Source organism: uncultured Microbulbifer sp. (assembly GCF_947498635.1).
In the GTDB taxonomy this organism is placed as follows: Bacteria; Pseudomonadota; Gammaproteobacteria; order Pseudomonadales; family Cellvibrionaceae; genus Microbulbifer; species Microbulbifer echini.
Genome location: NZ_CANMKV010000015.1, coordinates 18,586 through 42,235 on the forward strand (window position 1 = coordinate 18,586; position 23,650 = coordinate 42,235).

A 23,650-nucleotide genomic window follows, 5' to 3' on the forward strand; every position below is an offset into this window, starting at 1 on the left:
GATAATCCGGGCTCTAGAAGTTGTTTGGCCAGGATTTATGCGGCGTTGATCCTAAAAATTGTAGTATGTTTAAGCGGCAAAATTATTATCCTCAGAGCGGGCCAGCGAAGTTATTCGTGGGCCGACCTAGACTCTTTGGGCCTGCGAAGTATAGATGGCCCAGTCCTGCCAGGTTTTACATCGGGTAACGGGTAACGCCATATTTTGATGAACGGTCGTTTGACGCGCTATCCCTCTTTTAGCGGTCAAAATGGCACAAAATGTATTTATTTGGCTGAATTCATATTTATTGGTGAGATCACTGTTCTTCAGGCAGAGGTGCATACAGCTCAAGTGCTGCGCCCAAAAGTAGTGTCAGTGGATAGGTAAATCCGGCAGGGGGAGAGGTAACTGCAATGGCCCATGCTCGGCGCGGAGGTCCTTTAATCGCAGCCCCACACCCAATAGTCGAATGGGAGCCGCACGTTTATCCCAGCACTCCTGTAAAAGCTGCCGGAACTCAGAAATCCGTCCCGCGCGGCTGTTGCGTTCATGGGTACTTTGAGAAAAGTCTGCATACTTAACTTTCACAGTGGCGCCATTTACTTCGTAGCGATCACCGAGTTTCTCCAGGCGTTCAAGTAGGCGCACATACAAGCTAGTCATTTCTTCCAGCCAGTCGTCAAATGCACGGAGATCTCTGTTGAACGTGCGCTCCACACTGACACTTTTTCGGGAGCCATCCCCAGTCACCGGGCGCTCATCAATGCCGCGGCTCAATTCGTACAGTCGGTGTCCAAATTTACCAAATGATTGACTCAGTTCTACCTGAGAATACAGCCTTAAGTCTGCACAAGTATGAATGCCAATACGGTGCATTTTCTCTGCGGTGACACGCCCGACTCCATGAATCTTATTGACTGGCAAGCGCAACACGAACTGGTCGACCTCATCGGGAGTAATAACGGTGAGCCCATCAGGCTTGCGCCAATCACTGGCTATCTTGGCCAGGAACTTATTCGGGGCGACTCCGGCAGAGATCGTGATACCCAGAGTTTCCCTAACTCTCTGGCGGATCTCCTCGGCTATTAGTGTGGCGCTGCCGTGGCAGCGCCCACTATCGCTAACATCAAGGAAGGCCTCATCGAGTGATAGGGGCTCAATATCATCAGAGTAATCGAGGAATATCTCGCGAATCTGGCCGCTGACTTCCCGGTACTTGGCCATGTTACCGGGTACTACAATCAAGTCAGGACAGAGTTTCTTGGCCTGGGCGGTGGGCATGGCGGAGCGTACCCCATAGCGGCGCGCTTCATAATTGCAGGTAGAGATCACTCCGCGGCGATCGCTACTGCCGCCCACTGCGAGGGGGCGCCCACGTAGGTTGGGATCGTCACGCATTTCGACCGAGGCGTAGAAGCAATCGCAATCACAGTGAATAATCTTCCGCATGCTGTGATTATATACAGTGTTTTATCGTGCCAGGAAGTTATTTATGCCAGTGGTCTAACCCGGCTGGAAAACAGGTAGGTGAATGATGAGTAGTATTCCCTTAGTGGAGACCCCTGATTCGGATGAAGCCTCCAGAGTGTTCGCAGAAATCCAGGACGAACTGGGCGGGATTCCCAGCTTATTTCGGATTTACGCCCACCATAAAGAGCTGCTATTGGCCAATTGGCATAAATTCAAGGCGTTGATGCTGCACGGTTGCCTCTCGGCGCAACTGAAAGAGGCTATCGGTCTTGCCGTCTCTGCCGATAATCACTGTGACTATGGTATCTACCACCACAGCACCTCGCTGCAAATGCTCGGGGTTACCCCCGATGAGATTATGCGTATTCGTACGGAGCCAAAGAAAGTGCACTTCTCGGACAAAGAGCATGCCCTATTCGACCTGGCCCGCAATGCCAATAAATCCCCGGATGATCACCGTCAGCACTTGATTGCTGAAGCGCGTAAGCTGGGTGCGGGGGATGATGAATTATTGGAAGCGCTGGGGGTCATGGAGCTGGTTATGGGGTTTAATCATTTGGCAGAGGTCTTGAGCCTGGTGCCGACCAGATTGCCTCATAAGAAGTAACCCCGACGGAATGGCGGGGTTACTCATAGGATTTTTACAGACCTCAAAGCTTTCGGGGTCACTTCCCCAGATTTTTACTTGGGTGGTCGACCCCTGCCGAAGATCAGGGCTAATACGAATAGCACGATAAAGATAAAGAAGAGAATTTTGGCTATTCCTGTCGCCGTGGTGGCAATACCGCTGAAGCCAAAAAAGGCAGAAATCAGCGCAATAATCAGGAAGATAACGGCCCAACGCAACATAGTGGTCTCCATCGTATGATGTAGCGGGAACCGGTGATTGTGCTCAGGGCCCGACTCCCTACGGCTATATTGGTAGTGTATTGAGGCGGTAATTACAAACTTTCATTACTGTCAGCATCAATGATCTGCGCTAGGCGCACAAAATGAAATCCCTGTTCCTTTAATTGAACACTGATCAAGGGCAGGGCTGTGACCACTTCCGCGCCGTGTTCATGCATGGGGTGTAACATAACCACGCTGCCATCTTTGGCATTCTGGACTATATAGTCGGCTATGGCCTCAGGTTTGCTCATATCTACATGCCGTCGCGGCTCTAAATCCCACTGAGCTACCTGGAACTTCTGTTCCGCCAGCAGGTTGCCAAGTTCTTTAGAGATATTTCCGAATGGCGGCAGGATCGTCGGCCGCTCCCGGTAGCCATGATGCTGTAGCAATTTACAGGTTTTCTTAATTTCTGCTTTAGCGCTGCTAAGTGGAAGGTTTGCCAGGCTGACGTGAGAGTAACCATGATTTCCCAGTTGGTGACCGGCATTGATAATGGCACGGGTTTGCTTGGGGAAGCGCTCCATTTCCTGGCCTACCAGAAAAAAAGTCGCATCGATTTGCAGTGTGTCCAACTGTTTCAGTAATAACTCGGTCACACCTGGCACCGGCCCATCTCCAAAGGCCAGGGCAATCCGTTTGCCTTCACTGGGTTGGGCAATGACTGTTAGTGAAAAGCATAAAAATATATTCGAAATCGCAGTTATTATTATTCTCATTTGCTGCATCAGCTTTACTAGTTGCCAAAATGAAAAAAGCCGTCGATGACGGCTTTTGTGATTTGCTATCGCTCGAGCAGTTCGAGCTTGCCTTTCTTCCCATCCCACTCCTCGGCATCGGGTAGCGGGTCTTTTTTCTCGGTGATATTGGGCCAGACTTCGGCGAGCTCTGCGTTCAGCTCAATGTATTCCTGCTGGTCGTCGGGTACTTCATCCTCGGAGAAAATCGCGTTGGCGGGGCACTCCGGCTCACACAGGGCGCAATCGATACACTCGTCAGGGTGGATAACCAGGAAGTTGGGGCCTTCGTAAAAACAGTCTACCGGGCAAACCTCTACACAGTCGGTGTATTTGCACTTAATGCAGTTTTCCCCAATTACGAATGTCATGATTGTCCCTCAATAGTGCGCTGATTCTTTCGAGCACGGATTTTATCAATTACTGGCGCGAATTGTAGTGGCTTTTCAGTCGATTTAGTTCACTGTTTATAACAAGATGCATTGGGCGGCGGTTGCCGCCCAGCCTTTTACTTCAATAACTTGCGTAAAGAATAGAGTGCTTCCAGAGCTTGACGTGGCGTCATATCGTCTGGGTCCAGCTCCTCTAAGGCGTCCACCGCCGGGTGGCCGGGGCTGCCAAACAGGTCAACCTGCTGGGGAGAACCGGGGGCTGTAGCCTCTGGAGTAGCGATTGTTTCTGGTGCTTGTTTGGAAACTGGTGCGGGATTCGAGATAGGCGCTGGCACATCCACGGATTGAGCTCCGGCCTCCAGTGCCGCCAAGCGAGCGCGGGCCTCGGTGAGCACATCTGCGGGGATGCCCGCCAGCTTGGCCACCTGTAAACCGTAACTCTTAGAGGCGGGGCCTTCCTGGATACGGTGCAGGAAGACAATTCCCTCACCGTGTTCGGTAGCATCCAGGTGAATATTGGCCGCTTCCGCACACTGGTTGGGCAGATCGGTCAATTCAAAGTAATGGGTGGCGAACAGGGTGAAGGCGCGCACTTCACCGGCCAGGTAGTGCGCGCAAGCCCAGGCCAGGGAGAGCCCGTCGTAAGTACTGGTACCGCGGCCGATCTCATCCATAAGAACTAGGCTGTGCTCGCTGGCATTGCGCAGGATATTGGCAGTCTCGGTCATCTCCACCATAAAGGTCGAGCGGCCACCGGCCAGGTCATCGGCGCTGCCGATGCGGGTGAAGATGCGGTCGAGCAAGCCGATTTGAGCCTTGTCTGCGGGTACATAACTACCGCAGTGCGCCAGCAGGGCGATCAATGCGGTTTGGCGCATATAGGTAGATTTACCACCCATATTCGGGCCAGTAATCACCAACATGCGGCGGTTGTCGCGCAATTCGATATCGTTGGCCACAAAGGGTTCGTCCAACACCTGCTCCACCACTGGGTGGCGTCCGCCGCTGATATGCAGGCCCGGCTCAGTGCCCAGCTCGGGGCGGCAGAGGCGCAGATTGTCGGCGCGCTCCGCCAAACAGGCCAATACGTCCAGCTCAGAGATGCCCGCGGCGGCGGCTTGCAACTGGGCCAGGGAGGCATTTAGTTGACTGATGAGCTCTTCATAGAGCGCCTTTTCCCGCGCTAGGGCGCGGCTCTTGGCGGAGAGCGCCTTGTCTTCAAACTCCTTAAGTTCCGGAGTGATAAAGCGTTCGGCATTCTTCAGGGTCTGACGGCGAATATAATCCGCTGGTGCCTTGTCGCTCTGCCCACGGCTGATTTCAATAAAGTAGCCGTGCACCCGGTTGTAACCCACTTTCAGGGTGGGAATACCGGTGCGCTCTTTCTCCCTTACTTCCAGTTGCACCAGGTAGTCCCCGGCGTTTTCGCTAATAGCGCGCAGCTCGTCCAGCTCTTCGTCGTAGCCGGTGGCGATAACGCCACCATCGCGTATTACGACGGGTGGATTCTCAATAATGGCGCTCTGCAGTAACTCTACAGTCTCAGGCCACTCACCGACCTGGCCGCACAGTTCTTTTAATAGCGCGGCGTCTGACTCCGCCAGCTGCTGCTGGATTTCTGGGAACTGTGCTAGGGACTGGCCCAGTCGTGCCAAGTCACGGGGGCGCGCGGAACGCAGTGCCAAGCGGCCCAGGATTCGCTCCATATCGCCCACGGGTTTGAGGGCATCGCGTAGGGGCTCAAAGCCATAATCGGCAATCAGTGCAGCAATGGCATCCTGGCGCCTGCGTAGGATAGTGAGCTGGCGCAGCGGATTGTTCAGCCAGCGGCGCAATAGGCGACTCCCCATGGCGGTTTTACAGCTATCAAAAACTGACAACAGGGTGTTGTCATCACCGCCATTCAGGTTTAGATCGATTTCCAGGTTGCGGCGACTGGCGCCATCCAGAGCGACCGTTTCATCGCCACTTTCGGTCAGCAGGCCGCGAATATGGGGCAATTCGGTGCGCTGGGTGTCCCGCGCGTATTGCAGCAGGCAACCGGCGGCCACCACAGCGCCATGCATATGGCTGCACCCGAAGGCTTCCAGGTTCATGGTGCCAAACTGCTGGTTGAGTAAGCGCAGCGCGGTTTCCAGTTCGAACTCCCAGGGCGCGCGGCGGCGCACACCGGCACGGCGCTCGATTTCCACTGGCAGGGCAAGATCCTCCGGCGCTAACAACTCCGCCGGATTGTGGCGCAGAACCTGTTCGGCCAGTGCTTCCAGGGTATCCGTTTCCTGTATCACAAAGCGGCCGGTGGCCAGATCCAATAACGCTAAGCCGAATACATCACCCAGGTGCGAGATGGCTGCCAGCAGGTTATCGCGACGGTCGTTAAGCAGCGCCTCATCGGTAACTGTACCGGGGGTCACAATACGAACCACCTGTCGCTCAACAGGCCCCTTGCTGGTGGCCGGATCACCAATTTGCTCACAGATTGCTACAGATACGCCAGCCTTAAGCAAACGCGCCAAATAGCCCTCTGCCGCGTGATAGGGAATGCCTGCCATCGGGATTGGCTCCCCGCCGGATTTGCCCCGAGCGGTGAGGGTGACATCCAGCAGTTCTGACGCCTTCTTGGCATCGTCAAAGAACAGCTCGTAGAAATCTCCCATGCGGTAGAACACCAGCTCTTGTGGATGCTGTGCCTTGATGCGTAAAAACTGCTGCATCATAGGAGTATGTTCGGGTTTATCGGCTTTGGTCTTATTTGCGGTTCTTGGCATTTTATTCAATAAAATCAATAAGTTACAAAAAAATTTGCAACCCCGAGAGCCCCGCAGGAAACGCGGCTGGCTCAGATCGGGGTAGGGGGCAGGCTTGTTTGCGGGCTTAATATGCAGAAGCGTTCGATCAAATATTGAACGGAAAGCCCAAACCTGATGTTCCTGAAGCGCGCAATTACAGCAGGTCTGGGCAGAGAGGCCCAGCCCAAAGTTCGGAGGGCTTCTTTACAGGGGGCGCAGAATAGCAGAGTGAGGGGCAAACCACTATGGATGGCCGGCGTGGAGGTTGTGGGTTGTTGTAACATGGAGTTTCTGTTGTGGGTTAGTGATGTTGCTTCTTGCTTTTTGCTTTTAAGCTCAAGCCGTCAATATTCCCCATTTAAATACTTTTTTGAAGAAAAATCTCCCGTGATAGTCACCCTTAAAGTTGGGTAAAAAGATCCATTAAATCAGAAAATTTTTCTTCTAATGAATACGCTGGCGCATCAAAATTGTGAATAAATGGAAAAAAAGGGGTTCTGTCCTGCTTCGTGTGTCAGAGATTGAGAGGCGCTTCTTATTTTTCTGGGAAAAATTTCCTAACTTATTGATATTTATGGGAATCAAAAAATGATATATGGCAGAGAAAGCCCAGAAATATAATGCATCGGCTATATATCTACTTGTATAATTTTGCGCCAACAGAGAAAAGCCGCTGATAATATTGATTTTTTCAGGGTTTTATGGGTGGATGCGGAAAAACTATATAAAAGGGTGATATATAGACGCTTCTTTTGAATTAACTGTTATGTGTCATCGAGTTTATGAGTATCGAGATAGGTAAAGTCAGAAAATTGGAGCAGAGAAGGCAACTTCTCTTACTTCCAGTCGCGATCGCACTTACGTGTGTCTGGGTGGCGCTGTATGTATTTCATGTAAGAAATGACATCCAAGTGTCAGGCATTCACCTTTGGGGTATTTCAAAGTACATTTGATTTAATACCATTATAGTTTTTGCTGGTCTTTCTACTTGCAGTTTATTTTCCTTTTTCTCTAGATTACTAATATGGTCTCGTTTAAAAAGCGTGCCGAATTTTCGGGTGAAAAGAGGAATCGCTGTAGCTCAGCTGGTGAAGTGCATGTTAATTGCAATTATCTCTTTGGTTATCTTCATGATTTTGCATCAGCTAATCTTAGGTAATGTGCAATGGATCAATCGCCAACTATCAGTCTATTCAGTTGCAGTGGAGTTGGTCTCTTTTTGTATGTGGTTTGTCGGTACAATACTTATCCTGGGAGCGTATGGTGGCTACTTGGTTTCATCAATTAAGGCACCGTTCCAGTTCGTAAAAAACAATGAGATCCACATTGACTTCAGTGCCAACGATGGTGGGACCACATAACAAGCAGCGGCAGAGCGACAACCAACGCTACGCACCTTTTGTGTTACTCGCTGGCACTCAAACATTAACACGAAATGCGCTCCGCGCTGGCTGCGCTGGGCGTTAACTGTTCAAAGTATGAATCGCATAAGAAATTTTTTCTATGAGTTTCAGTATTCTAAGTATGTGAGAGGACTGCCTTTCTATGTCGTGCGACATTCTGGGATCAAGAAATCTTACTCGGCCAAAGACATAGATCGAGCGATTGAGAAATATGGGTTTAATTGCAGGTATTCACCAATCGGCTATGCGATACTGTGGAAACAGGAATAAGTATAAGTTGAAGGCGAAAGCCTATTCACCACATCCCTCACGTGAATATATTCGAGATAGAATCTCCAAGAGGTACTTTAAAAGGGAAGGATTTCGGGTTAATGAGCTAATGAAACTTTCCCTTTTCAAGTTCACAGCTAAAGGAGAGCTTTTTGTTGATCCTAATGAATATTGGGAGTGTCTGGCTAAGATCGAGGAGCAAACAGTTAATAAGTAAAGGCGCCCAACGTCAAAACCTCCGCTGCACTTTGGTTTGGCTCAGGTGCTTTAGGTGTTATGCAATGGTACTAGATTAGTTATGAAAATAATTGAAGAATACACAATCCAAGAGCTGCAAGAAGCAATCGTAGGAATAGACAAGGAAGCTAACCCCGAAAGATATGCGGAGATAAAATCTGAGTTCTCTAAAAAGAAGATAAAAGTTCAAGAGTTGCATTATAAGATTTTAGAACTGTCAGGTGCTAACCCCATACAAAGAGCAGCCAGTGAGAACGTAAATTCGTTTACTTTTAAGCGCTGTTTTCTTGCTAGCTGCTGCAGTATAGGTCTGCTGTGGCTGTTTCTTGGAGTTTTGGGTCTATTAGGGCTGGGTACGGTCACGGCAAACGGTGAGCAAGTACATGGTGTTAGTGCACTAGTTACAGCTGCACTTGGTGGTGGGTTGAGTTGTCTAATCGTAGCTTTTTCGGTCTGGGTAGGTGAGAAATTACTCCAGGTCTTCGAAAATGCATAACAATCACAGGCCGTATGCTACGGCCCTGCTTGCTTCCGCGGGACGTCTTACCTTTGGCGCTACAACCCAATGAGAGATCAGATATGAGAATTGGATTTTTCTATCAATCATAATGTTTGCCTTTCCTGCTTGGGCAAATCCTGTGCCGGACTTCCCTTTTGTAATTGTTACGGAGAGACTCGATAAAAAAGCGAAACCGGATTACGTGAAAATTCAGTTTAACTTGTTGGTATATGAAGGCTCCTCAGAAAAGGCTGTCGAATCACTTTCGAGATCAGCTATTCAAATGCTTGAAGTTCTTGAAAAATATGAAATCTCCGCCAAGAAGATAAAATCAACAAAAATCGATAAGAATGCTAAGAGGGCCAGAAAGGATGGATTTTTTAATCTAGATATTCTGGACTACGAAGTAACGCAGGATTTTAGCGTGGAAGTTGAAAATCTATCCAAATATCCAGAAATAATGAATGGCCTTTTCGAGTTGGATGGTGTTCAAAACTTGGATGCGCTCTTCGAAACTAAAAAGAAGAAAGAGTATCAAGATGAAATGATCGCAGAGTTCAGTCAAAAAAGTGCGAGAAAAGGAAGAAACTCTTGCAGAAGTTCAAGCACGAAAAGTTAAGTCTGTATATGGAGTCACAATGGAAGGAAGATTCGGACAAGCTTACGCAGTATTTGCATTAGAATTCGGGCCTAGTGAAATAATGACGGCTTATGATGTCGGCAAGTCCGGTATGGGTTTAATTATGTCAGTGCCTGAGTATATTGAAGTCAATCAGCATATTACTGCTATATGTGAGTTGAAATAGGTGTTGTGCAAAAAAAGTAGTGGCAGGGTCATCAGTTTGACGGCCTTACGCGGCGCTTCAGGCGGTATTAGAGAAAGTTTTATTCATAGAAGAAGGAAAGATAGATGTTTAATAGGTTGATGATTGTATTTCTTGGGGTTTTGTTTTTTTCAGGCTGTGCGACCCAAAGTAATCATATGACAAAAGTTACACCGGAATCCGTTATAACAAAACCCGAAGAAGGTAAGGCGTTGATTCATTTTATGAGACCTTCCAATTATGGCGGAGCAGTTCAGTCGACGATTTACAACGAATCTAATTATCTAGGTACAGTGTCAGCGCAAACAAGAGTTGCCTACCAAGCGGACCCTGGCAAGCATATGTTTATGGTTATTGGAGAAAATGCAGATTTCCTTGAAGCGAATCTCTTGGAAAATAAAACCTACTATGTTTTGGTGTCGCCCAGAATGGGAGTATGGAAGGCTAGGTTTAGTTTAAATCCCGCAAGTGGAGGTGTATCTCAACAGCAGATTGATAGCTGGTACAATAGCACAACCGAAGTTGTGCCTAATGAGGCTGGTTTAGATTGGGCAAAAAGCAAAGCAAGTGAAATTGAAAAATTGAAATCTAAGTATCTGCCTAAATGGCAACAGAAAGCTGAAGGTGATAAACAGAGATTAAAGCCAGAAAGCGGCATATGATATTTCCAACAAAGTGTTGAGTGTGGACCTAGCTACGCTCCACCAGCATGTGGTTCACTCGCATTACCACGTGCTGGTTCCTCTGCACTGGGCCAGTTAACACGACGTTAAAGAGCTAATTATGTATCGAGTAGTATTCGTGGTTTTTACAGTCTTGCTTCTATCTAGTTGTGTTGGCTTAGCTGTTGGCACTTATGGGAAAAAAGAGTGGGCTAGAGCCGATTTTCGTCTAGCCAAAGAGCGAAATCAGTTTGCCTTTGAGAAAAAAGATGAACCGTATACGGAAGAGGGGATAATCGAATATTGGGGGCAGCCAGACTCTGTAGGTGCATTCAAAGAGTGTAAAGTTTTAATTTATAAAGATGGAGCCTCTTGGGCAGGTGGTGGAGCATTTGTAGGGGTCGTACCAGTACCGCTTCTAGTTCCAACGGGCACATACAAAAATCGGTTTTACCTACAGAACAATTCTGCAATAGGTCTTGTCCAAGAGCATGGTGAGGTAGACCGTGCAGTTGGTTATACTTGTGGTGGCAACGAATGCATAACAAGCTCTGGTGAAAAAGTAAATGAGCCTGAAATTAATGCTCAGGAGGCGGTTGACCAGTGGTGTGCTAAATCCCCTTAACAAGCCAGTCAAAACGACATTCTTTCCGTTGCTTGAATTTGTGCTTTTATGCTACTACAAACCCATTAACTAGAAAGCTGTTCTTGCTGGTGCTGGCGTTTAAGGAAATTACGTAAAATCTGGATGGTTGCTTTTAATAGCTTTGTTTGCTTTTAGTGCTGTGGCTGAAATCAGTCTTTTGAAAGTAAAAGGCTACAATGTTGAATATGAGGTAAAGGAAATGGGCAGCACACTGTTCTCCTCGTGGCTGGTGGCTCTGCTCTTTTATCAGACTGGGACCCAGTCTTTGAAGATTTAGCAAAAAAGCAAAAGTGGTTCGCTATTCAAGAATTTGAAATGGAGGTTCTGAGAAGATCAGGAAAAACTATACCTCCCTGCATTCAACTCTGAAGAATATGCTCAAGAGGCATCTTTTTTTCTTGATGCTTTAAAAATAGAACAACCTGTCGTTTATGTGGCTCACTCTTATGGGGCGTATATAACAAGAAGATTCGCTTCAATGTACCCTGATAAAATCTTGGTTTTAATGCTGATAGAGCCTGCTTCAGAGTATGACGTTGATATAATGCGTAAAATTGATTTAGAGTTAGCTGGAAAACAAATAGCCCAAGTAAAGCTAGATGATCTTGCCAGTGGTATGTCTAATCAGTATCTAGACTTTTGGTCAAAAGGTCCATTACCAGATTACCCCCCAAATACCAGGTATTCCAGTAACTGTAATAGCGTCAACAAAAAAATTTGAAGACTCACCACTTTTATTTTTCACGGATCCAACTCGCGATATGTGAGGGCAATTGCACTCGGGCTGGGTACATTCTTTTCCGCAGGGCAAAGCAGTTTCTACAGATAAAAGCTATCGTTATCCACAAAGTTAGGAAGGTAAGCTTTCGTACAATTTTTGATCGCTGCGACAGGGCTGTTTTGGGTCAGTTTCTATTTATATTGATTGCAATTGTCTTCTTTTTAATTTATATCGCGCATAGCAAATTCGTGGTGTTCCAGTGGTTCTTCTACTGCCTCTCTCAATAATGTTATCATTCATTGTGTTTATAGTTGCTTGGATAAAGAGGTGTTCCGTAATTTATAACTATTAAACCAACCAGCTTCTCTTCGGCCCTATAGGCCTCCATCGGACAGCCTGCTCCGCTTCGGCTGCCGGTTGTTGCGACGTTAGATTAGTAATTAAATATAACCGATGAAAAAGGAAGGATAAATGAGTTCCTATAAAACAATAAAGCCACTTCTTATGATAGTGGTGTTCTCCATATTGTATGGTTGCGGCTCTGCGCATGTGAAAACTGATATTCAATCCCAAAATATTGGGAGTTACAGAAATATATTAATTCAAGATGTAAGAGTATATTCTAATGAGCAAGCAGCGAAGAGTAATGCTCCACTTCAAGAAAAATTGAAGAGGTGGGAGTCATATTCTCGTACTCAACTTGAACAATATGTCAACGGCAGTAAATACACGCTAATCAACTCGCTAGATGAAGCAGAAGGGAATACATTGCTAGTAGATCTTGATGTCAATGTTCAATATGGCAACAGGGCATTGCGCTGGGTTGTCGGTTTTGGCGCTGGAAAAGGTGGTGTGGACTCAGTATTGACCGTTAAGGACTCTGAAACTGGCGAGGTTATGTATAAGGCTAATGCAGATAGTGACTTATCCATGGGAGGAGCCGGCGGAGATATAGGCGATGTCCTTGAGGAAAATATAAAAGAACTTATTAAGCAGTATAGTGACGCATAAATCTAACAGTTCAAGTAAGAGGGGCGTGCCAAAGCGCGCCTCTTCTTGATGTGTTAAGCGTCTGAGTAACTGAATGATCGAGATTAAAAAATTGAAAGTATGGAGATGGGAAAAGGGTAGGCAGGAAACTGGTTATGAGAAGTTCTTTTTGATCGGTTCTAAATGGCCAATTCCTTTTGATTTTTATATTCTTCGGTTCAGGGAAGGCGCTGAAATTCCGCCTCACACAGATAAAGTTACGGAAGGTAATCACTACCGCTTAAATGTAGTTATAAAGAAAGCAAAAACTGGTGGTGAATTTTTATGCAGGTCACCGATCTTTGAAAGTTCCCGGGTGAAATACTTCCGTCCAGACCTTTCAGAGCATTCTGTCTCAAAGGTGGTTTCGGGTACTCGCTATGTACTTAGTCTTGGGTGGGTGTGGCAGGTATAATAAGTTGTTGTATCCGATCACCTACACTTCGCCCGCTTTGTGCATTGCGCTACGCTAGCAAAAAGTGATTCCATTCCATTCCGGTGCGGTTGTATAAAACTATAAAACGTGATGTGGACGCAAAAAAAATGGGGAAAAACATGATTAAGATCGTTCTGATAGGTTTCACTGTTGGGGCACTTGTCTCAATCCTCTATAGCTTTCTTACTGTATCCGCGATTGGCAGGAATATGATGACTGGTGAGCCCATGCGCTTTAGAGGATTCCAAGCGATCTATGTCTTCATCAATGAGAATGGGCTGGCTATTTGGTAAATTTTCTGCCCGTGTTCATAATCGCTATTTTGGCTGCTTGTGCCTTTGGCTGCGTAGTCCATAACAAGTGATTATGGTCCTTCGTCTAGTGTTTAAGCCATGTTTTTGTCCCGGTAGGTGTTGTTTTTCACCACCATGTTCTGGATGGTAAGTTGTTTTCTCATACGAGTGATGAAGGCTGCATTCTAAGTTTTGCCAGCATTGACTAGGCGTTTATGTATTGGTTTTTGCTTACAGTTATATTTCTCTATCAGAGAAAAATTATGTTTTTTCTTAGTTCACTGTCAGGTTCTCTCTCTCAGCGCTATAAAGCCTCTGGCTGAGTAAATTATCTGTGAGATAGCCGATACGCGTGATGATACTTTGATCTACACGCCAGTTACCTCTTATTGTCTAGTGTCGGTCAGTATGGTTCGCCTATTTAAAATGTTGTCATTTTTCATTACGGCTAAATCTAAATAAGAGCTTGGTTGTTTTTATGTAATCTATATTTTTAATATTCTGAGCCTGATAGTTTGATAGTTTGATAGTTTGATAGTTTTTGATAGTTTGGTAGATGAGTAGGTGTAATGTTTCAGAAGTTAAAGGCTTCTTTGGGAATCGGTGCCGCGAAGGTGGATACGGTGCTGGAGAGTAGTAGCGTATTTCAGGGTGAGATTATCCGCGGAGATATTCATATTTTGGGTGGTGACGTTGAGCAGGCTATTGAGGCGATCAGTGTAAAGGTATGTACTGAAGTAAAAGTTGAAACCGATAATGGGATTAATTATAGCGATTTTGTGCTGGATGCTGTTCAGGTTGTCGATACATTCACCATTGGTGTTGGTGAGAATAGGAAGCTCCGCTTTGAGATCAAGCTAAATGACGAGGTGCCGATTACTGTGCTGAGGGCGCGGAAAAATCAATGCAGGGTTTGGCTGGAAACCGCTCTCGATATCGATTTTGCATTAGATCCAAAGGACAGAGACTACCTCGAAGTTAAACCATTGCCTGTTGTAGCAGATATTATTGCGATGATAGAGCAGAGCGGTTTTAGCTTGGTGAAAACCGATGTGGAAAAAGGGTACCTTCGAGGGGGCTCATTTTCCTCACGCTCAGGCTGTTACCAAGAAATTGAGTTTAAAGGTGGCAGCTTTTTAGGGGCTAAAGAAATTGAACTTTCCTTTACCTTAGATGCGGGCACCATTCACTGCCTTGCGGAGATAGACCGTAAATTTGGCGTGCGGGGTGATGAATATCTCTCCTTTTCACTCGGCATGAATGCCTGTGAGAGGGAAATTGAGTTTGCGGTTGCGTCTACTCTTTCTCGCTAGTGGGTCTGTTGATCCGCTTCATTCGCTAAGTAGGATTTATCTGTAACGCATTGAAATGGGCTGTTGCCCGGCTTTTTAATGCGTTTGGGGGTTGGTAGGTAGAATTTACTGGAGCCCTGCGCCTATCCGCTGCACTACTTTACGCGTTTGGTTCAAGTCCGGGGATCTCCCTGCCTTTCTAAAAGCCTTCCATCGCCTTTAATTTATCTACTGAGGTTTTCTGTGGATGTTTTACTGGGTGGCTTCCAGTTCGGCTACGAGGGTGGTTATCAACTCTTTCGCGGGTAGCGCTCGGCTTAGGGGGGCTCCCTGTCCTGCCCATTGCACCACAAAGTCGTCGCTATCTGCGACAGTTGAGGCGCTGGCGAGCGCTTTGCCGGCGCTATAACAAATTGGGTAGTCCGGTAAGGCGGGGGCGTTCTTGTCCAGTTCCCGGTAGAAGCGATTGGCGAGGCCGCGGGCTGGCCGCCCGGAGATATTGGCGGTGATAGCGGTGTTGTACACCCGCTCACTTTTTAACGCTTTGCGATAGTTTTCATTGGCGGCGGATTCAGGGCTAAGAATAAAGGCGGTGCCCATCTGTACGGCACTGGCGCCGAGGGAGAGGGCGGCGTGTATGCCAGCGCCGTCCATAATACCGCCGGCGGCAATAACGGGGAGGTTGCTCTGGCAGCAGAGTAGTCGCACTAAAGTGAAGGTGCCTATTTCGCGATCCTCCTCGGGTACAAATACACCCCGGTGGCCTCCGGCCTCCACGCCTTGGGCCACCAGAGCATCCATTCCCGCATCTTCAGCAAGCTGTGCTTCTTCGGGATTGGTGGCGGTGGCGATCAAGGTGATGCCTGCCTCTTTGAGGGCGGAGATAGCGGCTTGCTCAGGTAGGCCAAAATGAAAGCTCACAACTGCGGGCTTTTCTTCCAGCAATACAGCTAGCATATTCTCGTTGCCTATAAAGCTCGGATAGGGTTCGTGTAGCTCTTGTGGGGGGAGGGTATCGAACTCTTTAAAATAAGGTGCCAGGTGATTGAGCCAGGCGGCTTCGCGATCGGTATTCGCAATGGCGGGCCGATGACAAAAGACATTGACGTTAAAGGGGTGCCCGGTGAGTTCGCGGGTTTGCCGGATTGTTTCAGCGGCTTTTTGCGGAGAGTAAGCGCCAAGGCCGATAGCGCCGAGCCCGCCGGCATTTGAGACTGCCGCGGCGAGTTCTGGGGTGGAAACACCGACCATGGGTGCTTGAAGGATGGGGTGAGAAATTCCCAGAGTTTGCAGAAGTGGTTGCACTGCCCCGTTTGCCTCGCTGTCCTTTTGTTTAGTCCACCTTAGGGGAATTCCAGCACGCTAGCTATAGCGTGCCGGTGGTTTTTGCGAATTGAGGGCAGGTTTAGGACAGGACCTTATAGGTGCAGATTGAGACCAATATAAGGGCCTTTGATCTCGATATCGCTGTGCAGATCGTCCAGTTCATCCAGGTCCAGGCTCATTATGCGGTAGCCTCCTTCAATAGCCAGATCTACGGCGGGTACAAATTTCCAGCGTACTTTGGCTGTGAAGTCGGTGAGCGTATCCCCGCGATAGGCGGTGCCATTGCCTTGGGCAATTACAGACCAGCCGCTAAATGGAAGGTCAAAACGCGCCATTGCATAGGCCATGGGCAGGTAGCCATCCAGTTTAATGGTTTCGGAGCGCTCTTCGCTGATGGCGGTAAATTCTCCGTCATACATACGTGCAGTGAGGCCGAGATCCAGGTTGACCCAATTGTCCAGTACTTCGTAGTAGAAGGTGGCATCGGTATGGGTGAGATCTAGGTCGGAGTTGATTGTCGCTCCAGTCTGAAAAGTTTCATCGTCGAAAGTTACGCTGCTTTGCAGTTCGGCACTGCCATCGGTATCGATCTTGCTGTGTGCGAGCAGGAGATTGGGTACCAGGGGGATTGGGTGTTCCAGTGCGGCCTGAATAAAAGTGATGTTGTCTTCGCTGAGGGAGAGCTTGTCCACATTGAAGTCATCTTTACCAATATTACCGCTGTAATTTGGCAGCCAGGCACCGACGCTCGCATCAAAACCGAGAATCGTATCAGCGCTGGCGACACTGCTGGTGAGTAGGGCGCACAGGGCAATAGCGGATTTATTCATGAGTTTTTCTCCGTGATAAATTTTTCGCGGAGTGTACAGGGTTATTTTTTATGTGCTGCTGTAAGTTGCACATTTTTACACATCACTTTGCGAATGAAGTGAAAATGGCGCGTGAAATCATTGTGTATTGCCGTTAAGTCGAATGGAGATGAGTTTTGCCATTCAGCCGACATCACTTTAAGTACTTTTGGAGCCGGTAGGCTGTTGTGTGGGCGCCGTGCCGCGGCTCAAGGGTTTGCCTCGAATAGCATTCGCTGCAGGGCACTGGCGGCGTTGCTCAGGGTGCGACCACGGTGGCTGATTACGCCAAGGTTGCGCAATACCTGCAGTTTTTTCACCGGCAAAATCGCCAGGCTCTCATCTACCAGTGTGTGCGGCAATACACTCCAGCCGAGGCCGACACAGGCCATCATCTTGATGGTTTCTAGAAAATTGGTGGCGAGTTTGGCGCTGAGCTTCAATTTCTGCGCGTCGAATTCCCGTTTGATCAGGCGCCCGGTGTAGGTATTGAGGTCCGGCAATATAGCGGGGTAGTTGGCCAGGTCAGCCAGTTCCAATTCAGGGATTTTGGTGAGAGGGTGGCCGGGTGCGGCCACCACCACACAGGGATCCGGCCAAATAACCTGTGCATTGAGATGTGGGTACTCTTTTAGGGCCAGGGTAACCACGGCCAGCTCATATTTGGCCGCCATAAGGGCTTCATAGGCCTGTTCCGAGTCCACAAAATCAATATCCAGAACTACTTGCGGATAGCGGTTGCTGAATTGCTTGAGCACTGGGGGCAAGTGGTGCAAGCCCACATGGTGGCTGGTGGCGATACGCAGGCTGCCGCTTACCGTGTCGCCAAGGGCGCGCAATTCTTGCTCGGTATCGCTGATTTCATTGAGGATATGGCGGGCGCGGGGCAGCAGCGCGCGTCCGGCATCGGTAAGCTGCAGCCGTCGGCCTATGCGGTCAAATAGGGGCGCCTGTAACTGCTGCTCCAGAGCCGCGAGGCGTTTGCTGGCGGCGGGCTGGGTCAAATGCAGATGCTCTGCCGCCCCGGACACCGAGCCGCGCTCGGCGATGGCCAGAAAAGCCTTTAACCACTGAATCTCCAATCGCCATACCTCCTGCCTGGGAACTCTTCGCTCAATGGTAACTCAAATTCCATATTGGAATACATTTAATAATAAATATAAATTGGTGTTATTTTGGGGCTCTGGGTAGACTCGAGTCCTTAACTATTGAGAGGAATCGTTGTGGCAGGGCAAACACTCTACGACAAACTTTGGCAGGATCACCTGATCAAGACTCGAGAAGACGGCTCTGCGCTGATCTATATCGATCGCCATTTGATTCATGAGGTAACCTCGCCCCAAGCCTTTGAAGGGTTGCGGCTGGCCGGGCGCAAACCCTGGCGCAGGGACTCCTTGGTCGCTACTCCGGACCACAATGTGCCCTCCGAGGCAGTAGAGCGCGCTGCCGGTGTTGCCGGCATTCGAGATGATGTTTCCCGTATCCAGGTACAGACCCTGGATGAGAACTGCCGGGATTTCGATGTGGTGCAATTCGGTATCAACGAGCCCGGGCAGGGCATTGTGCATGTGATTGGCCCGGAAACCGGCGCCACCTTGCCGGGTATGACCGTGGTGTGTGGCGACTCCCACACCTCCACCCACGGCGCTCTGGGCGCGCTGGCGCACGGTATTGGTACCTCCGAGGTGGAGCACGTGATGGCCACCCAGTGCCTGATCCAGCGCAAAATGAAGAATATGCTGGTGCGTGTGGATGGCGAGTTACTCCCCGGCGTTACCGCCAAAGATGTGGTGCTGGCGATAATCGGCACAATCGGCACCGCCGGTGGCACCGGCTACGCCATTGAGTTCGGAGGTGCAGTCATTCATAGCATGTCCTTGGAAGGCCGTATGACCGTGTGCAATATGGCCATCGAAGCCGGTGCCCGTGCGGGCATGGTGGCGGTGGACCAGATCACTCTCGATTATGTGCAGGGTAAGCCCTATGCACCGAAGGGGGAGCATTGGCAGCGGGCTGTTGAGGCCTGGAGTCATCTGCACTCGGATGATGATGCGGTGTTCGACGACGTGGTAGTGCTGCGCGGCGAGGAAATTGAGCCCCAGGTGAGCTGGGGGACCTCCCCAGAGATGGTGGCGCCGATCAATGCCTATGTGCCCGATCCCTCCGCTGAAAGTGACGCGACCAAGCGCACGGGTATGCAGCGGGCACTGGACTATATGGGGCTGAGGGCTGGACAGAAGATCAGTGATATCCACCTGGATCGTGTATTTATCGGTTCCTGCACCAATTCCCGTATTGAAGACCTGCGCGCCGCTGCGGCTGTGGCCAAGGGGCGCAGCAAAGCTGACAGTGTTAAACAGGTTTTAGTTGTGCCCGGTTCTCAGGCCGTCAAGGCCCAGGCGGAGCGCGAGGGGCTGCACAAGGTTTTTATTGAGGCGGGCTTCGAGTGGCGCGAACCCTCCTGCTCTATGTGTTTGGCGATGAACGCGGATAAGTTGGGGGCCGGTGAGCACTGTGCCTCTACCTCTAATCGCAATTTTGAAGGGCGTCAGGGTTACGGCGGTCGCACCCATTTAGTGAGCCCCGCCATGGCGGTGGCCGCGGCGATTGCCGGACATTTTGTCGATGTGCGCGAGATGGCGCCGCTGCAAGCGGAAGAGGAGATGGCCTGATGAAAGCATTTACCCAGCATGCGGGTCTCGTGGTACCAATGGATCGCGCCAATGTGGATACCGATCTGATTATTCCCAAGCAGTTTTTGAAATCTATCAAGCGCACGGGTTTCGGCCCCAACCTGTTTGATGAGCTGCGCTATCTGGATGAGGGCTTTCCCGGCCAGGATTGCGCCGACCGACCGATCAACCCGGATTTCCCGTTGAATTTCCCCCGCTATCTGGGTGGCTCGGTGCTGCTGGCGCGGAAGAATTTCGGTTGTGGTTCCAGTCGTGAACACGCGCCTTGGGCGCTGGAAGATCACGGCTTCCGCGCAATTATTGCGCCGAGTTTTGCCGATATCTTTTTTAATAACTGCTTTAAAAATGGGCTGCTGCCGATCGTATTGCACGAAGAGATAGTGCATAGCCTCTTCGAGGAAACCCATACGCAGGAAGGCTACACACTTACCATCGATCTGGAGCGTCAACATATTCTAAAACCCTGTGGCGAAGTGATCCCCTTCGAGGTGGATGCGTTCCACAAGCACTGCTTAATCAACGGGCTCGACCATATCGACCTGACTCTGGAACATGCCGAAGATATCCGCGCCTATGAAGAAGCGCGGCGAGAAAAAGCTCCCTGGCTTTTCGATGCGGTTCAGTAAAAAGGAAATTCCTGTGACGAAAAAAGTAATGATTCTGCCGGGCGACGGTATTGGTCCGGAAATTGTCGAGCAGGCGATGGCGGTGTTGGAGGTCGCGGCGGAAAAATACAAGCTGGCGTTGAGCTTGCAGCAGGGCTTGATTGGCGGCGCCAGCCTAGATGCCCACGGTGAACCTCTCACCGATGACACACTCAGAGCCGCGGGTGACTGCGATGCGGTGTTGCTCGGCGCTGTCGGGGGCCCACAGTGGGATACCCTAGAGCGGGAAATCCGCCCGGAGAAGGGCCTGCTGAAAATCCGCAGCGGTCTCGGTCTCTATGCCAACTTGCGCCCGGCGATTCTCTACCCGCAGCTGGCCGAAGCCTCCTCGCTCAAACCGGAGGTGGTCGCCGGGCTGGATATTTTGATTGTGCGTGAACTCACCGGCGGTATTTATTTCGGCGAACCCCGCGGCATCCGCACCCTGGAGAATGGTGAGCGGCAGGGCTTCAACACCTACGTGTACAGCGAATCGGAGATTGAGCGTATCGCGCGCTCGGCCTTCGAGGCGGCGCAAAAGCGCAATGGCAAGCTCTGCTCGGTCGATAAGGCCAACGTATTGGAGGTGACGGTGCTCTGGCGCGAAGTACTGGATCGCCTAGCGCCGGAATATCCGGATGTAGAATTGACCCATATGTATGTCGACAATGCCGCCATGCAGCTGGTGCGCGCACCCAAGCAGTTCGATGTGATAGTGACCGGCAATATGTTTGGCGACATCCTCTCCGATGCCGCCGCCATGCTCACCGGTTCTATCGGTATGCTGCCGTCCGCCTCCCTGAATGAAAATGGTTTCGGCCTCTACGAACCCTGCCACGGCTCCGCGCCGGATATTGCCGGGCAGGGGATTGCCAACCCGCTTGCCACTATTTTGTCCGCGGCCATGATGCTGCGCTATTCCCTAAATATGGGAGAGGCGGCAGATGCCATTGAGGCGGCGGTGAGCAAAGTGTTGGAGCAGGGGCTGCGCACTGCGGATATTTACACCGATGGCTGCCGCAAAGTCTCGACCAAGGAGATGGGTGCGGCCGTTGTCGCTGCTCTCTAAGCGGCGACAACGGCCGCTATATTCACCATTACATCAAATTCGCTATTACGCTATCGCGCCGCTTTCCCGGTGGCGCACTCTAATCACATCATAAATAGGACAAGGCAATGCAAAAGATAGGTTTTATCGGCTGGCGGGGTATGGTCGGCTCGGTATTACTGGAACGCATGCGCGCAGAGGGTGACTTTGCGCATATCGCTGAACCGATCTTCTTCTCCACTTCCAATGCCGGCGGTAAGGCGCCGGATATCGGTTGTGAATTGCCGCCCCTCGGCGACGCTTATGATATCGATGCGTTAGCGACGCTGGATGCGATTGTCAGTTGCCAGGGGGGCGACTACACCAAAGAGGTTTTCCCCCGGCTGCGCGAAGCCGGCTGGCAGGGCCATTGGATCGATGCGGCATCCAGCCTGCGCATGCAGGAAGATGCGGTGATCGTGCTGGACCCGGTCAACCGCGACGTTATTGATCGCGCGATCGCTGCGGGGCAAAAGAATTTTATCGGCGGCAACTGTACGGTAAGCCTGATGCTGATGGCCCTGGGTGGGCTGTTCAAAGCGGACCTTGTCGAGTGGGTCAGTGCCATGACCTACCAAGCCGCCAGTGGTGCCGGTGCGCAGAATATGCGCGAGCTGATTGCGCAGATGGGCGCGATTCGTGACGGTGTGGCCCCTGAACTGGAAAACCCAGCCAGCGCTATTTTGGATATCGATCGCAAGGTGGTTGCGGATATGCGCTCGGCAGAATTCCCCACCGCGCAGTTTGGCGCTCCACTGGCTGGCAGTCTGCTGCCCTGGATCGATACCCAGCTGGAGAGCGGCCAGAGTCGCGAAGAGTGGAAGGCCGAGGTGGAGGCCAACAAGATTCTGCAGACGCAGAGCCCGATCCCGGTGGATGGTACCTGTGTGCGTATCGGCGCTATGCGCTGCCACAGCCAGGCGTTCACGGTAAAACTGAAAAAAGATCTGCCACTTGCCGATATCGAGCAACGGCTGAATAGTGCCAATGACTGGGTCAATGTTGTACCCAATACGCGCGAGGCCACTTTGCAACAGCTGACGCCGACGGCGGTAACCGGCAAACTGGATATTCCAGTGGGGCGCCTGCGTAAGCTGAGTATGGGACCTGAGTACTTGAACGCCTTTACCGTGGGGGATCAGTTGCTCTGGGGGGCGGCCGAGCCGCTGCGCCGCATCCTGCTGATTTTGCTCGGTAAGCTGTAACTGGTACGGCTTGGCATAAGTCCTCTGGCGGCGCATATTTCAGTGCTTGTTAATAGAGGACATTTTGCCAAGCTGTGAACCCGATCAACTAAAAAGCTGCTACTGGTTGTCATAGCGGCTTTTTCGATTTTCCCCCATGGGTATAATCGCCCCCTCATTTTTTCCTTTCCAACTCAACGAAGTGAATAGTCATGTCCGAATCCACCCGCGAACTGGTCATTGTCGGTGTCGATAACGCCGCCTTTGCCCCTCTGCTGGAAATCCTGGAGGAGCGGGAAATCATCACCGCTGAGCAGCTGCGTTTGCTGGAGAGCGAGGAGCGCGAGGTGGACCCGCAGGTATTTGCCAATCGCAGTATCTCTGTGCAGCCCCTGGAAAAATTCACCTTTGCCGAGGGGCAGGTAGTAATACTGTTGGAAGCCAGTGATGCGATCGCCGCGGCGATGGGCAGCGCTGAAAGCAGTGGCGCCTGGGTTGTGGATGCGGCAAACAATACCCGCGGGGATGAAAGCGTCGCTTTAATCCATCCCGCCTTCAATAGTGCGGAACTCTCCAGTGTGGAACGCCGTATCGTAGCACTGCCCAGTGCTGGTGCGGCCATGGTGGCCGAAGTTCTATTGCCCTTGGCAGAACAGCTGCAAGGGGTTGAGGTTCAGCTCAACCAGCCGGTATCAGCCTTGGGTAAAGCCGCCATTGACTCTACAGCGGCGCAGACCGCGCGTATGTTCAGTGGCCAGGATGCAGAAGTTGATCCGGCCATCGGCCATCGACTCGCCTTTAATCAACTCAGCGCCAGTGAAGCCCTGCTCGCCAGCGGTCACACCCTCGGAGAGCTGACCCTGATTCACGACCTGCGTCGCCTACTCGGTGAAAATGTTGCCGTGGATGCCGGTATTAACACGGTTTCCGTCTTCCACGGTCAGTTAGCCAATCTGGGTATCGTTTTGCGCGAAGAGGTCGACCTGGGGAAAGTACGCGCGCTGCTGGCGAATGGTACGCGCCTGAAGTTGGCGGAGCAGCCCTCGGCGGAAAATGCCGTGGGAAGTGACGTGACGATCATCGGCCGTTTGCGTCAAAGTCTCCTCAGCAAGCGACAGTTAAACCTCAGTGCAGTGTCCGACAACCTGCGCAAGGATGTTGCTATCAACTGTGCGCAAATTGCTCACTTGTTGCTAAAAAACTACTGATATTTAATACTTAGCCGCCATAGTGAAGGTGTAATCTTAACTTTGGTCCGGCTGTGAGTGGCGAGATATTCGTCGCAGTTGGTGGCC

Annotated in this window: 24 protein-coding genes; 16 read left to right on the forward strand and 8 right to left on the reverse strand. The window is 50.4% G+C overall.

The window, feature by feature from the left end; translation table 11 throughout:
* Positions 1–354: 354 nt before the first annotated feature.
* Entirely contained in the window at positions 355–1,431 is a 1,077-nt protein-coding gene (gene dinB / locus Q1A69_RS09650; protein ID WP_299584596.1) for a DNA polymerase IV, read from the reverse strand.
* Between the two features lie 85 nt (positions 1,432–1,516).
* Here dinB and Q1A69_RS09655 point away from each other — a divergent pair, with 85 nt between their 5' ends.
* Positions 1,517–2,059, forward strand: a complete 543-nt coding sequence (locus Q1A69_RS09655; RefSeq protein ID WP_299584599.1) for a carboxymuconolactone decarboxylase family protein — start codon at positions 1,517–1,519, stop codon at positions 2,057–2,059.
* 74 nt (positions 2,060–2,133) lie between these two features.
* Here Q1A69_RS09655 and Q1A69_RS09660 read toward each other — a convergent pair whose 3' ends face one another.
* From Q1A69_RS09660 to mutS, 4 genes are all read right to left on the reverse strand, one after another.
* A complete protein-coding gene (locus Q1A69_RS09660) occupies positions 2,134–2,301 on the reverse strand; it encodes a DUF1328 domain-containing protein (protein ID WP_299584602.1) in 168 nt (55 codons plus the stop codon).
* Between the two features lie 92 nt (positions 2,302–2,393).
* Positions 2,394–3,071 (reverse strand): polysaccharide deacetylase family protein, encoded by a 678-nt coding sequence (locus Q1A69_RS09665; protein WP_366525568.1) that lies wholly within the window; start codon positions 3,069–3,071, stop codon positions 2,394–2,396.
* Positions 3,072–3,127: 56 nt separating this feature from the next.
* A complete protein-coding gene (gene fdxA, locus Q1A69_RS09670; protein WP_020411359.1) occupies positions 3,128–3,451 on the reverse strand; it encodes a ferredoxin FdxA in 324 nt (107 codons plus the stop codon).
* Between the two features lie 137 nt (positions 3,452–3,588).
* Entirely contained in the window at positions 3,589–6,240 is a 2,652-nt protein-coding gene (mutS, locus tag Q1A69_RS09675) for a DNA mismatch repair protein MutS (RefSeq protein WP_299584608.1), read from the reverse strand.
* A 1,992-nt stretch (positions 6,241–8,232) separates the two neighbouring features.
* Here mutS and Q1A69_RS09680 point away from each other — a divergent pair.
* From Q1A69_RS09680 to Q1A69_RS09725, 10 genes are all read left to right on the forward strand, one after another.
* Positions 8,233–8,667 (forward strand): hypothetical protein, encoded by a 435-nt coding sequence (locus tag Q1A69_RS09680; protein ID WP_299584611.1) that lies wholly within the window; start codon positions 8,233–8,235, stop codon positions 8,665–8,667.
* Between the two features lie 142 nt (positions 8,668–8,809).
* Entirely contained in the window at positions 8,810–9,289 is a 480-nt protein-coding gene (locus Q1A69_RS09685) for an SIMPL domain-containing protein (RefSeq protein WP_299584614.1), read from the forward strand.
* Between the two features lie 19 nt (positions 9,290–9,308).
* Positions 9,309–9,476, forward strand: a complete 168-nt coding sequence (locus tag Q1A69_RS09690; protein WP_299584617.1) for a hypothetical protein — start codon at positions 9,309–9,311, stop codon at positions 9,474–9,476.
* A gap of 104 nt (positions 9,477–9,580) precedes the next feature.
* On the forward strand, positions 9,581–10,156 hold the full coding sequence (locus Q1A69_RS09695; protein WP_299584620.1) for a hypothetical protein: 576 nt from the start codon (positions 9,581–9,583) through the stop codon (positions 10,154–10,156).
* A gap of 121 nt (positions 10,157–10,277) precedes the next feature.
* Positions 10,278–10,781, forward strand: coding sequence for a hypothetical protein (locus tag Q1A69_RS09700; protein WP_299584623.1), 504 nt, complete (start codon positions 10,278–10,280; stop codon positions 10,779–10,781).
* A 433-nt stretch (positions 10,782–11,214) separates the two neighbouring features.
* A complete protein-coding gene (locus Q1A69_RS09705; protein WP_299584801.1) occupies positions 11,215–11,523 on the forward strand; it encodes an alpha/beta fold hydrolase in 309 nt (102 codons plus the stop codon).
* A 471-nt stretch (positions 11,524–11,994) separates the two neighbouring features.
* Positions 11,995–12,534, forward strand: coding sequence for a hypothetical protein (locus tag Q1A69_RS09710; protein ID WP_299584626.1), 540 nt, complete (start codon positions 11,995–11,997; stop codon positions 12,532–12,534).
* A gap of 73 nt (positions 12,535–12,607) precedes the next feature.
* Complete coding sequence (locus Q1A69_RS09715; protein WP_299584629.1) at positions 12,608–12,967, forward strand: 2OG-Fe(II) oxygenase; 360 nt, start codon at positions 12,608–12,610, stop codon at positions 12,965–12,967.
* A 140-nt stretch (positions 12,968–13,107) separates the two neighbouring features.
* On the forward strand, positions 13,108–13,281 hold the full coding sequence (locus Q1A69_RS09720; protein ID WP_299584632.1) for a hypothetical protein: 174 nt from the start codon (positions 13,108–13,110) through the stop codon (positions 13,279–13,281).
* Between the two features lie 569 nt (positions 13,282–13,850).
* Positions 13,851–14,594: a sporulation protein gene (locus Q1A69_RS09725; RefSeq protein ID WP_299584635.1), complete on the forward strand. Its 744-nt coding sequence runs from the start codon at positions 13,851–13,853 to the stop codon at positions 14,592–14,594.
* Positions 14,595–14,825: 231 nt separating this feature from the next.
* Here the strand turns inward: Q1A69_RS09725 and Q1A69_RS09730 are convergent, their stop codons facing one another.
* From Q1A69_RS09730 to Q1A69_RS09740, 3 genes are all read right to left on the reverse strand, one after another.
* The gene (locus Q1A69_RS09730) at positions 14,826–15,878 is read right to left on the reverse strand and encodes a nitronate monooxygenase (protein WP_299584637.1); all 1,053 of its coding nucleotides are present in this window, start codon (positions 15,876–15,878) and stop codon (positions 14,826–14,828) included.
* Between the two features lie 113 nt (positions 15,879–15,991).
* On the reverse strand, positions 15,992–16,729 hold the full coding sequence (locus Q1A69_RS09735; RefSeq protein WP_299584640.1) for a TIGR04219 family outer membrane beta-barrel protein: 738 nt from the start codon (positions 16,727–16,729) through the stop codon (positions 15,992–15,994).
* 227 nt (positions 16,730–16,956) lie between these two features.
* On the reverse strand, positions 16,957–17,829 hold the full coding sequence (locus tag Q1A69_RS09740; RefSeq protein WP_299584643.1) for a LysR family transcriptional regulator: 873 nt from the start codon (positions 17,827–17,829) through the stop codon (positions 16,957–16,959).
* A gap of 141 nt (positions 17,830–17,970) precedes the next feature.
* On the opposite strand from Q1A69_RS09740, the gene leuC reads away from it, so the two are divergent.
* The 5 genes from leuC to Q1A69_RS09765 all read left to right on the forward strand — a co-directional run bounded on the left by leuC (position 17,971) and on the right by Q1A69_RS09765 (position 23,563).
* The gene (gene leuC, locus Q1A69_RS09745; protein ID WP_299584646.1) at positions 17,971–19,419 is read left to right on the forward strand and encodes a 3-isopropylmalate dehydratase large subunit; all 1,449 of its coding nucleotides are present in this window, start codon (positions 17,971–17,973) and stop codon (positions 19,417–19,419) included.
* Complete coding sequence (leuD, locus tag Q1A69_RS09750; protein WP_299584649.1) at positions 19,419–20,066, forward strand: 3-isopropylmalate dehydratase small subunit; 648 nt, start codon at positions 19,419–19,421, stop codon at positions 20,064–20,066. Before leuC ends, leuD begins: the two co-directional genes overlap by 1 nt.
* Positions 20,067–20,079: 13 nt before the next feature.
* Entirely contained in the window at positions 20,080–21,153 is a 1,074-nt protein-coding gene (leuB, locus tag Q1A69_RS09755) for a 3-isopropylmalate dehydrogenase (protein ID WP_299584652.1), read from the forward strand.
* 107 nt (positions 21,154–21,260) lie between these two features.
* Positions 21,261–22,376 (forward strand): aspartate-semialdehyde dehydrogenase, encoded by a 1,116-nt coding sequence (gene asd, locus Q1A69_RS09760; RefSeq protein ID WP_299584655.1) that lies wholly within the window; start codon positions 21,261–21,263, stop codon positions 22,374–22,376.
* A gap of 191 nt (positions 22,377–22,567) precedes the next feature.
* Positions 22,568–23,563, forward strand: a complete 996-nt coding sequence (locus tag Q1A69_RS09765) for an Asd/ArgC dimerization domain-containing protein (RefSeq protein WP_299584658.1) — start codon at positions 22,568–22,570, stop codon at positions 23,561–23,563.
* The last annotated feature ends 87 nt before the right edge of the window (positions 23,564–23,650 follow it).

Coding starts and splice junctions, on each gene's coding strand:
- mutS (WP_299584608.1), bottom strand. CDS start 6,240: ATGCCAAGAACCGCAAATAAGACCAAAGCCGATAAACCCGAACATACT.
- Q1A69_RS09665 (WP_366525568.1), bottom strand. CDS start 3,071: ATGCAGCAAATGAGAATAATAATAACTGCGATTTCGAATATATTTTTA.
- Q1A69_RS09655 (WP_299584599.1), top strand. CDS start 1,517: ATGAGTAGTATTCCCTTAGTGGAGACCCCTGATTCGGATGAAGCCTCC.
- leuD (WP_299584649.1), top strand. CDS start 19,419: ATGAAAGCATTTACCCAGCATGCGGGTCTCGTGGTACCAATGGATCGC.
- Q1A69_RS09695 (WP_299584620.1), top strand. CDS start 9,581: ATGTTTAATAGGTTGATGATTGTATTTCTTGGGGTTTTGTTTTTTTCA.
- Q1A69_RS09690 (WP_299584617.1), top strand. CDS start 9,309: ATGGAAGGAAGATTCGGACAAGCTTACGCAGTATTTGCATTAGAATTC.
- Q1A69_RS09725 (WP_299584635.1), top strand. CDS start 13,851: ATGTTTCAGAAGTTAAAGGCTTCTTTGGGAATCGGTGCCGCGAAGGTG.
- asd (WP_299584655.1), top strand. CDS start 21,261: ATGCAAAAGATAGGTTTTATCGGCTGGCGGGGTATGGTCGGCTCGGTA.
- Q1A69_RS09720 (WP_299584632.1), top strand. CDS start 13,108: ATGATTAAGATCGTTCTGATAGGTTTCACTGTTGGGGCACTTGTCTCA.
- Q1A69_RS09680 (WP_299584611.1), top strand. CDS start 8,233: ATGAAAATAATTGAAGAATACACAATCCAAGAGCTGCAAGAAGCAATC.
- fdxA (WP_020411359.1), bottom strand. CDS start 3,451: ATGACATTCGTAATTGGGGAAAACTGCATTAAGTGCAAATACACCGAC.
- Q1A69_RS09710 (WP_299584626.1), top strand. CDS start 11,995: ATGAGTTCCTATAAAACAATAAAGCCACTTCTTATGATAGTGGTGTTC.
- Q1A69_RS09735 (WP_299584640.1), bottom strand. CDS start 16,729: ATGAATAAATCCGCTATTGCCCTGTGCGCCCTACTCACCAGCAGTGTC.
- Q1A69_RS09715 (WP_299584629.1), top strand. CDS start 12,608: ATGATCGAGATTAAAAAATTGAAAGTATGGAGATGGGAAAAGGGTAGG.
- Q1A69_RS09700 (WP_299584623.1), top strand. CDS start 10,278: ATGTATCGAGTAGTATTCGTGGTTTTTACAGTCTTGCTTCTATCTAGT.
- Q1A69_RS09660 (WP_299584602.1), bottom strand. CDS start 2,301: ATGTTGCGTTGGGCCGTTATCTTCCTGATTATTGCGCTGATTTCTGCC.
- Q1A69_RS09765 (WP_299584658.1), top strand. CDS start 22,568: ATGTCCGAATCCACCCGCGAACTGGTCATTGTCGGTGTCGATAACGCC.
- dinB (WP_299584596.1), bottom strand. CDS start 1,431: ATGCGGAAGATTATTCACTGTGATTGCGATTGCTTCTACGCCTCGGTC.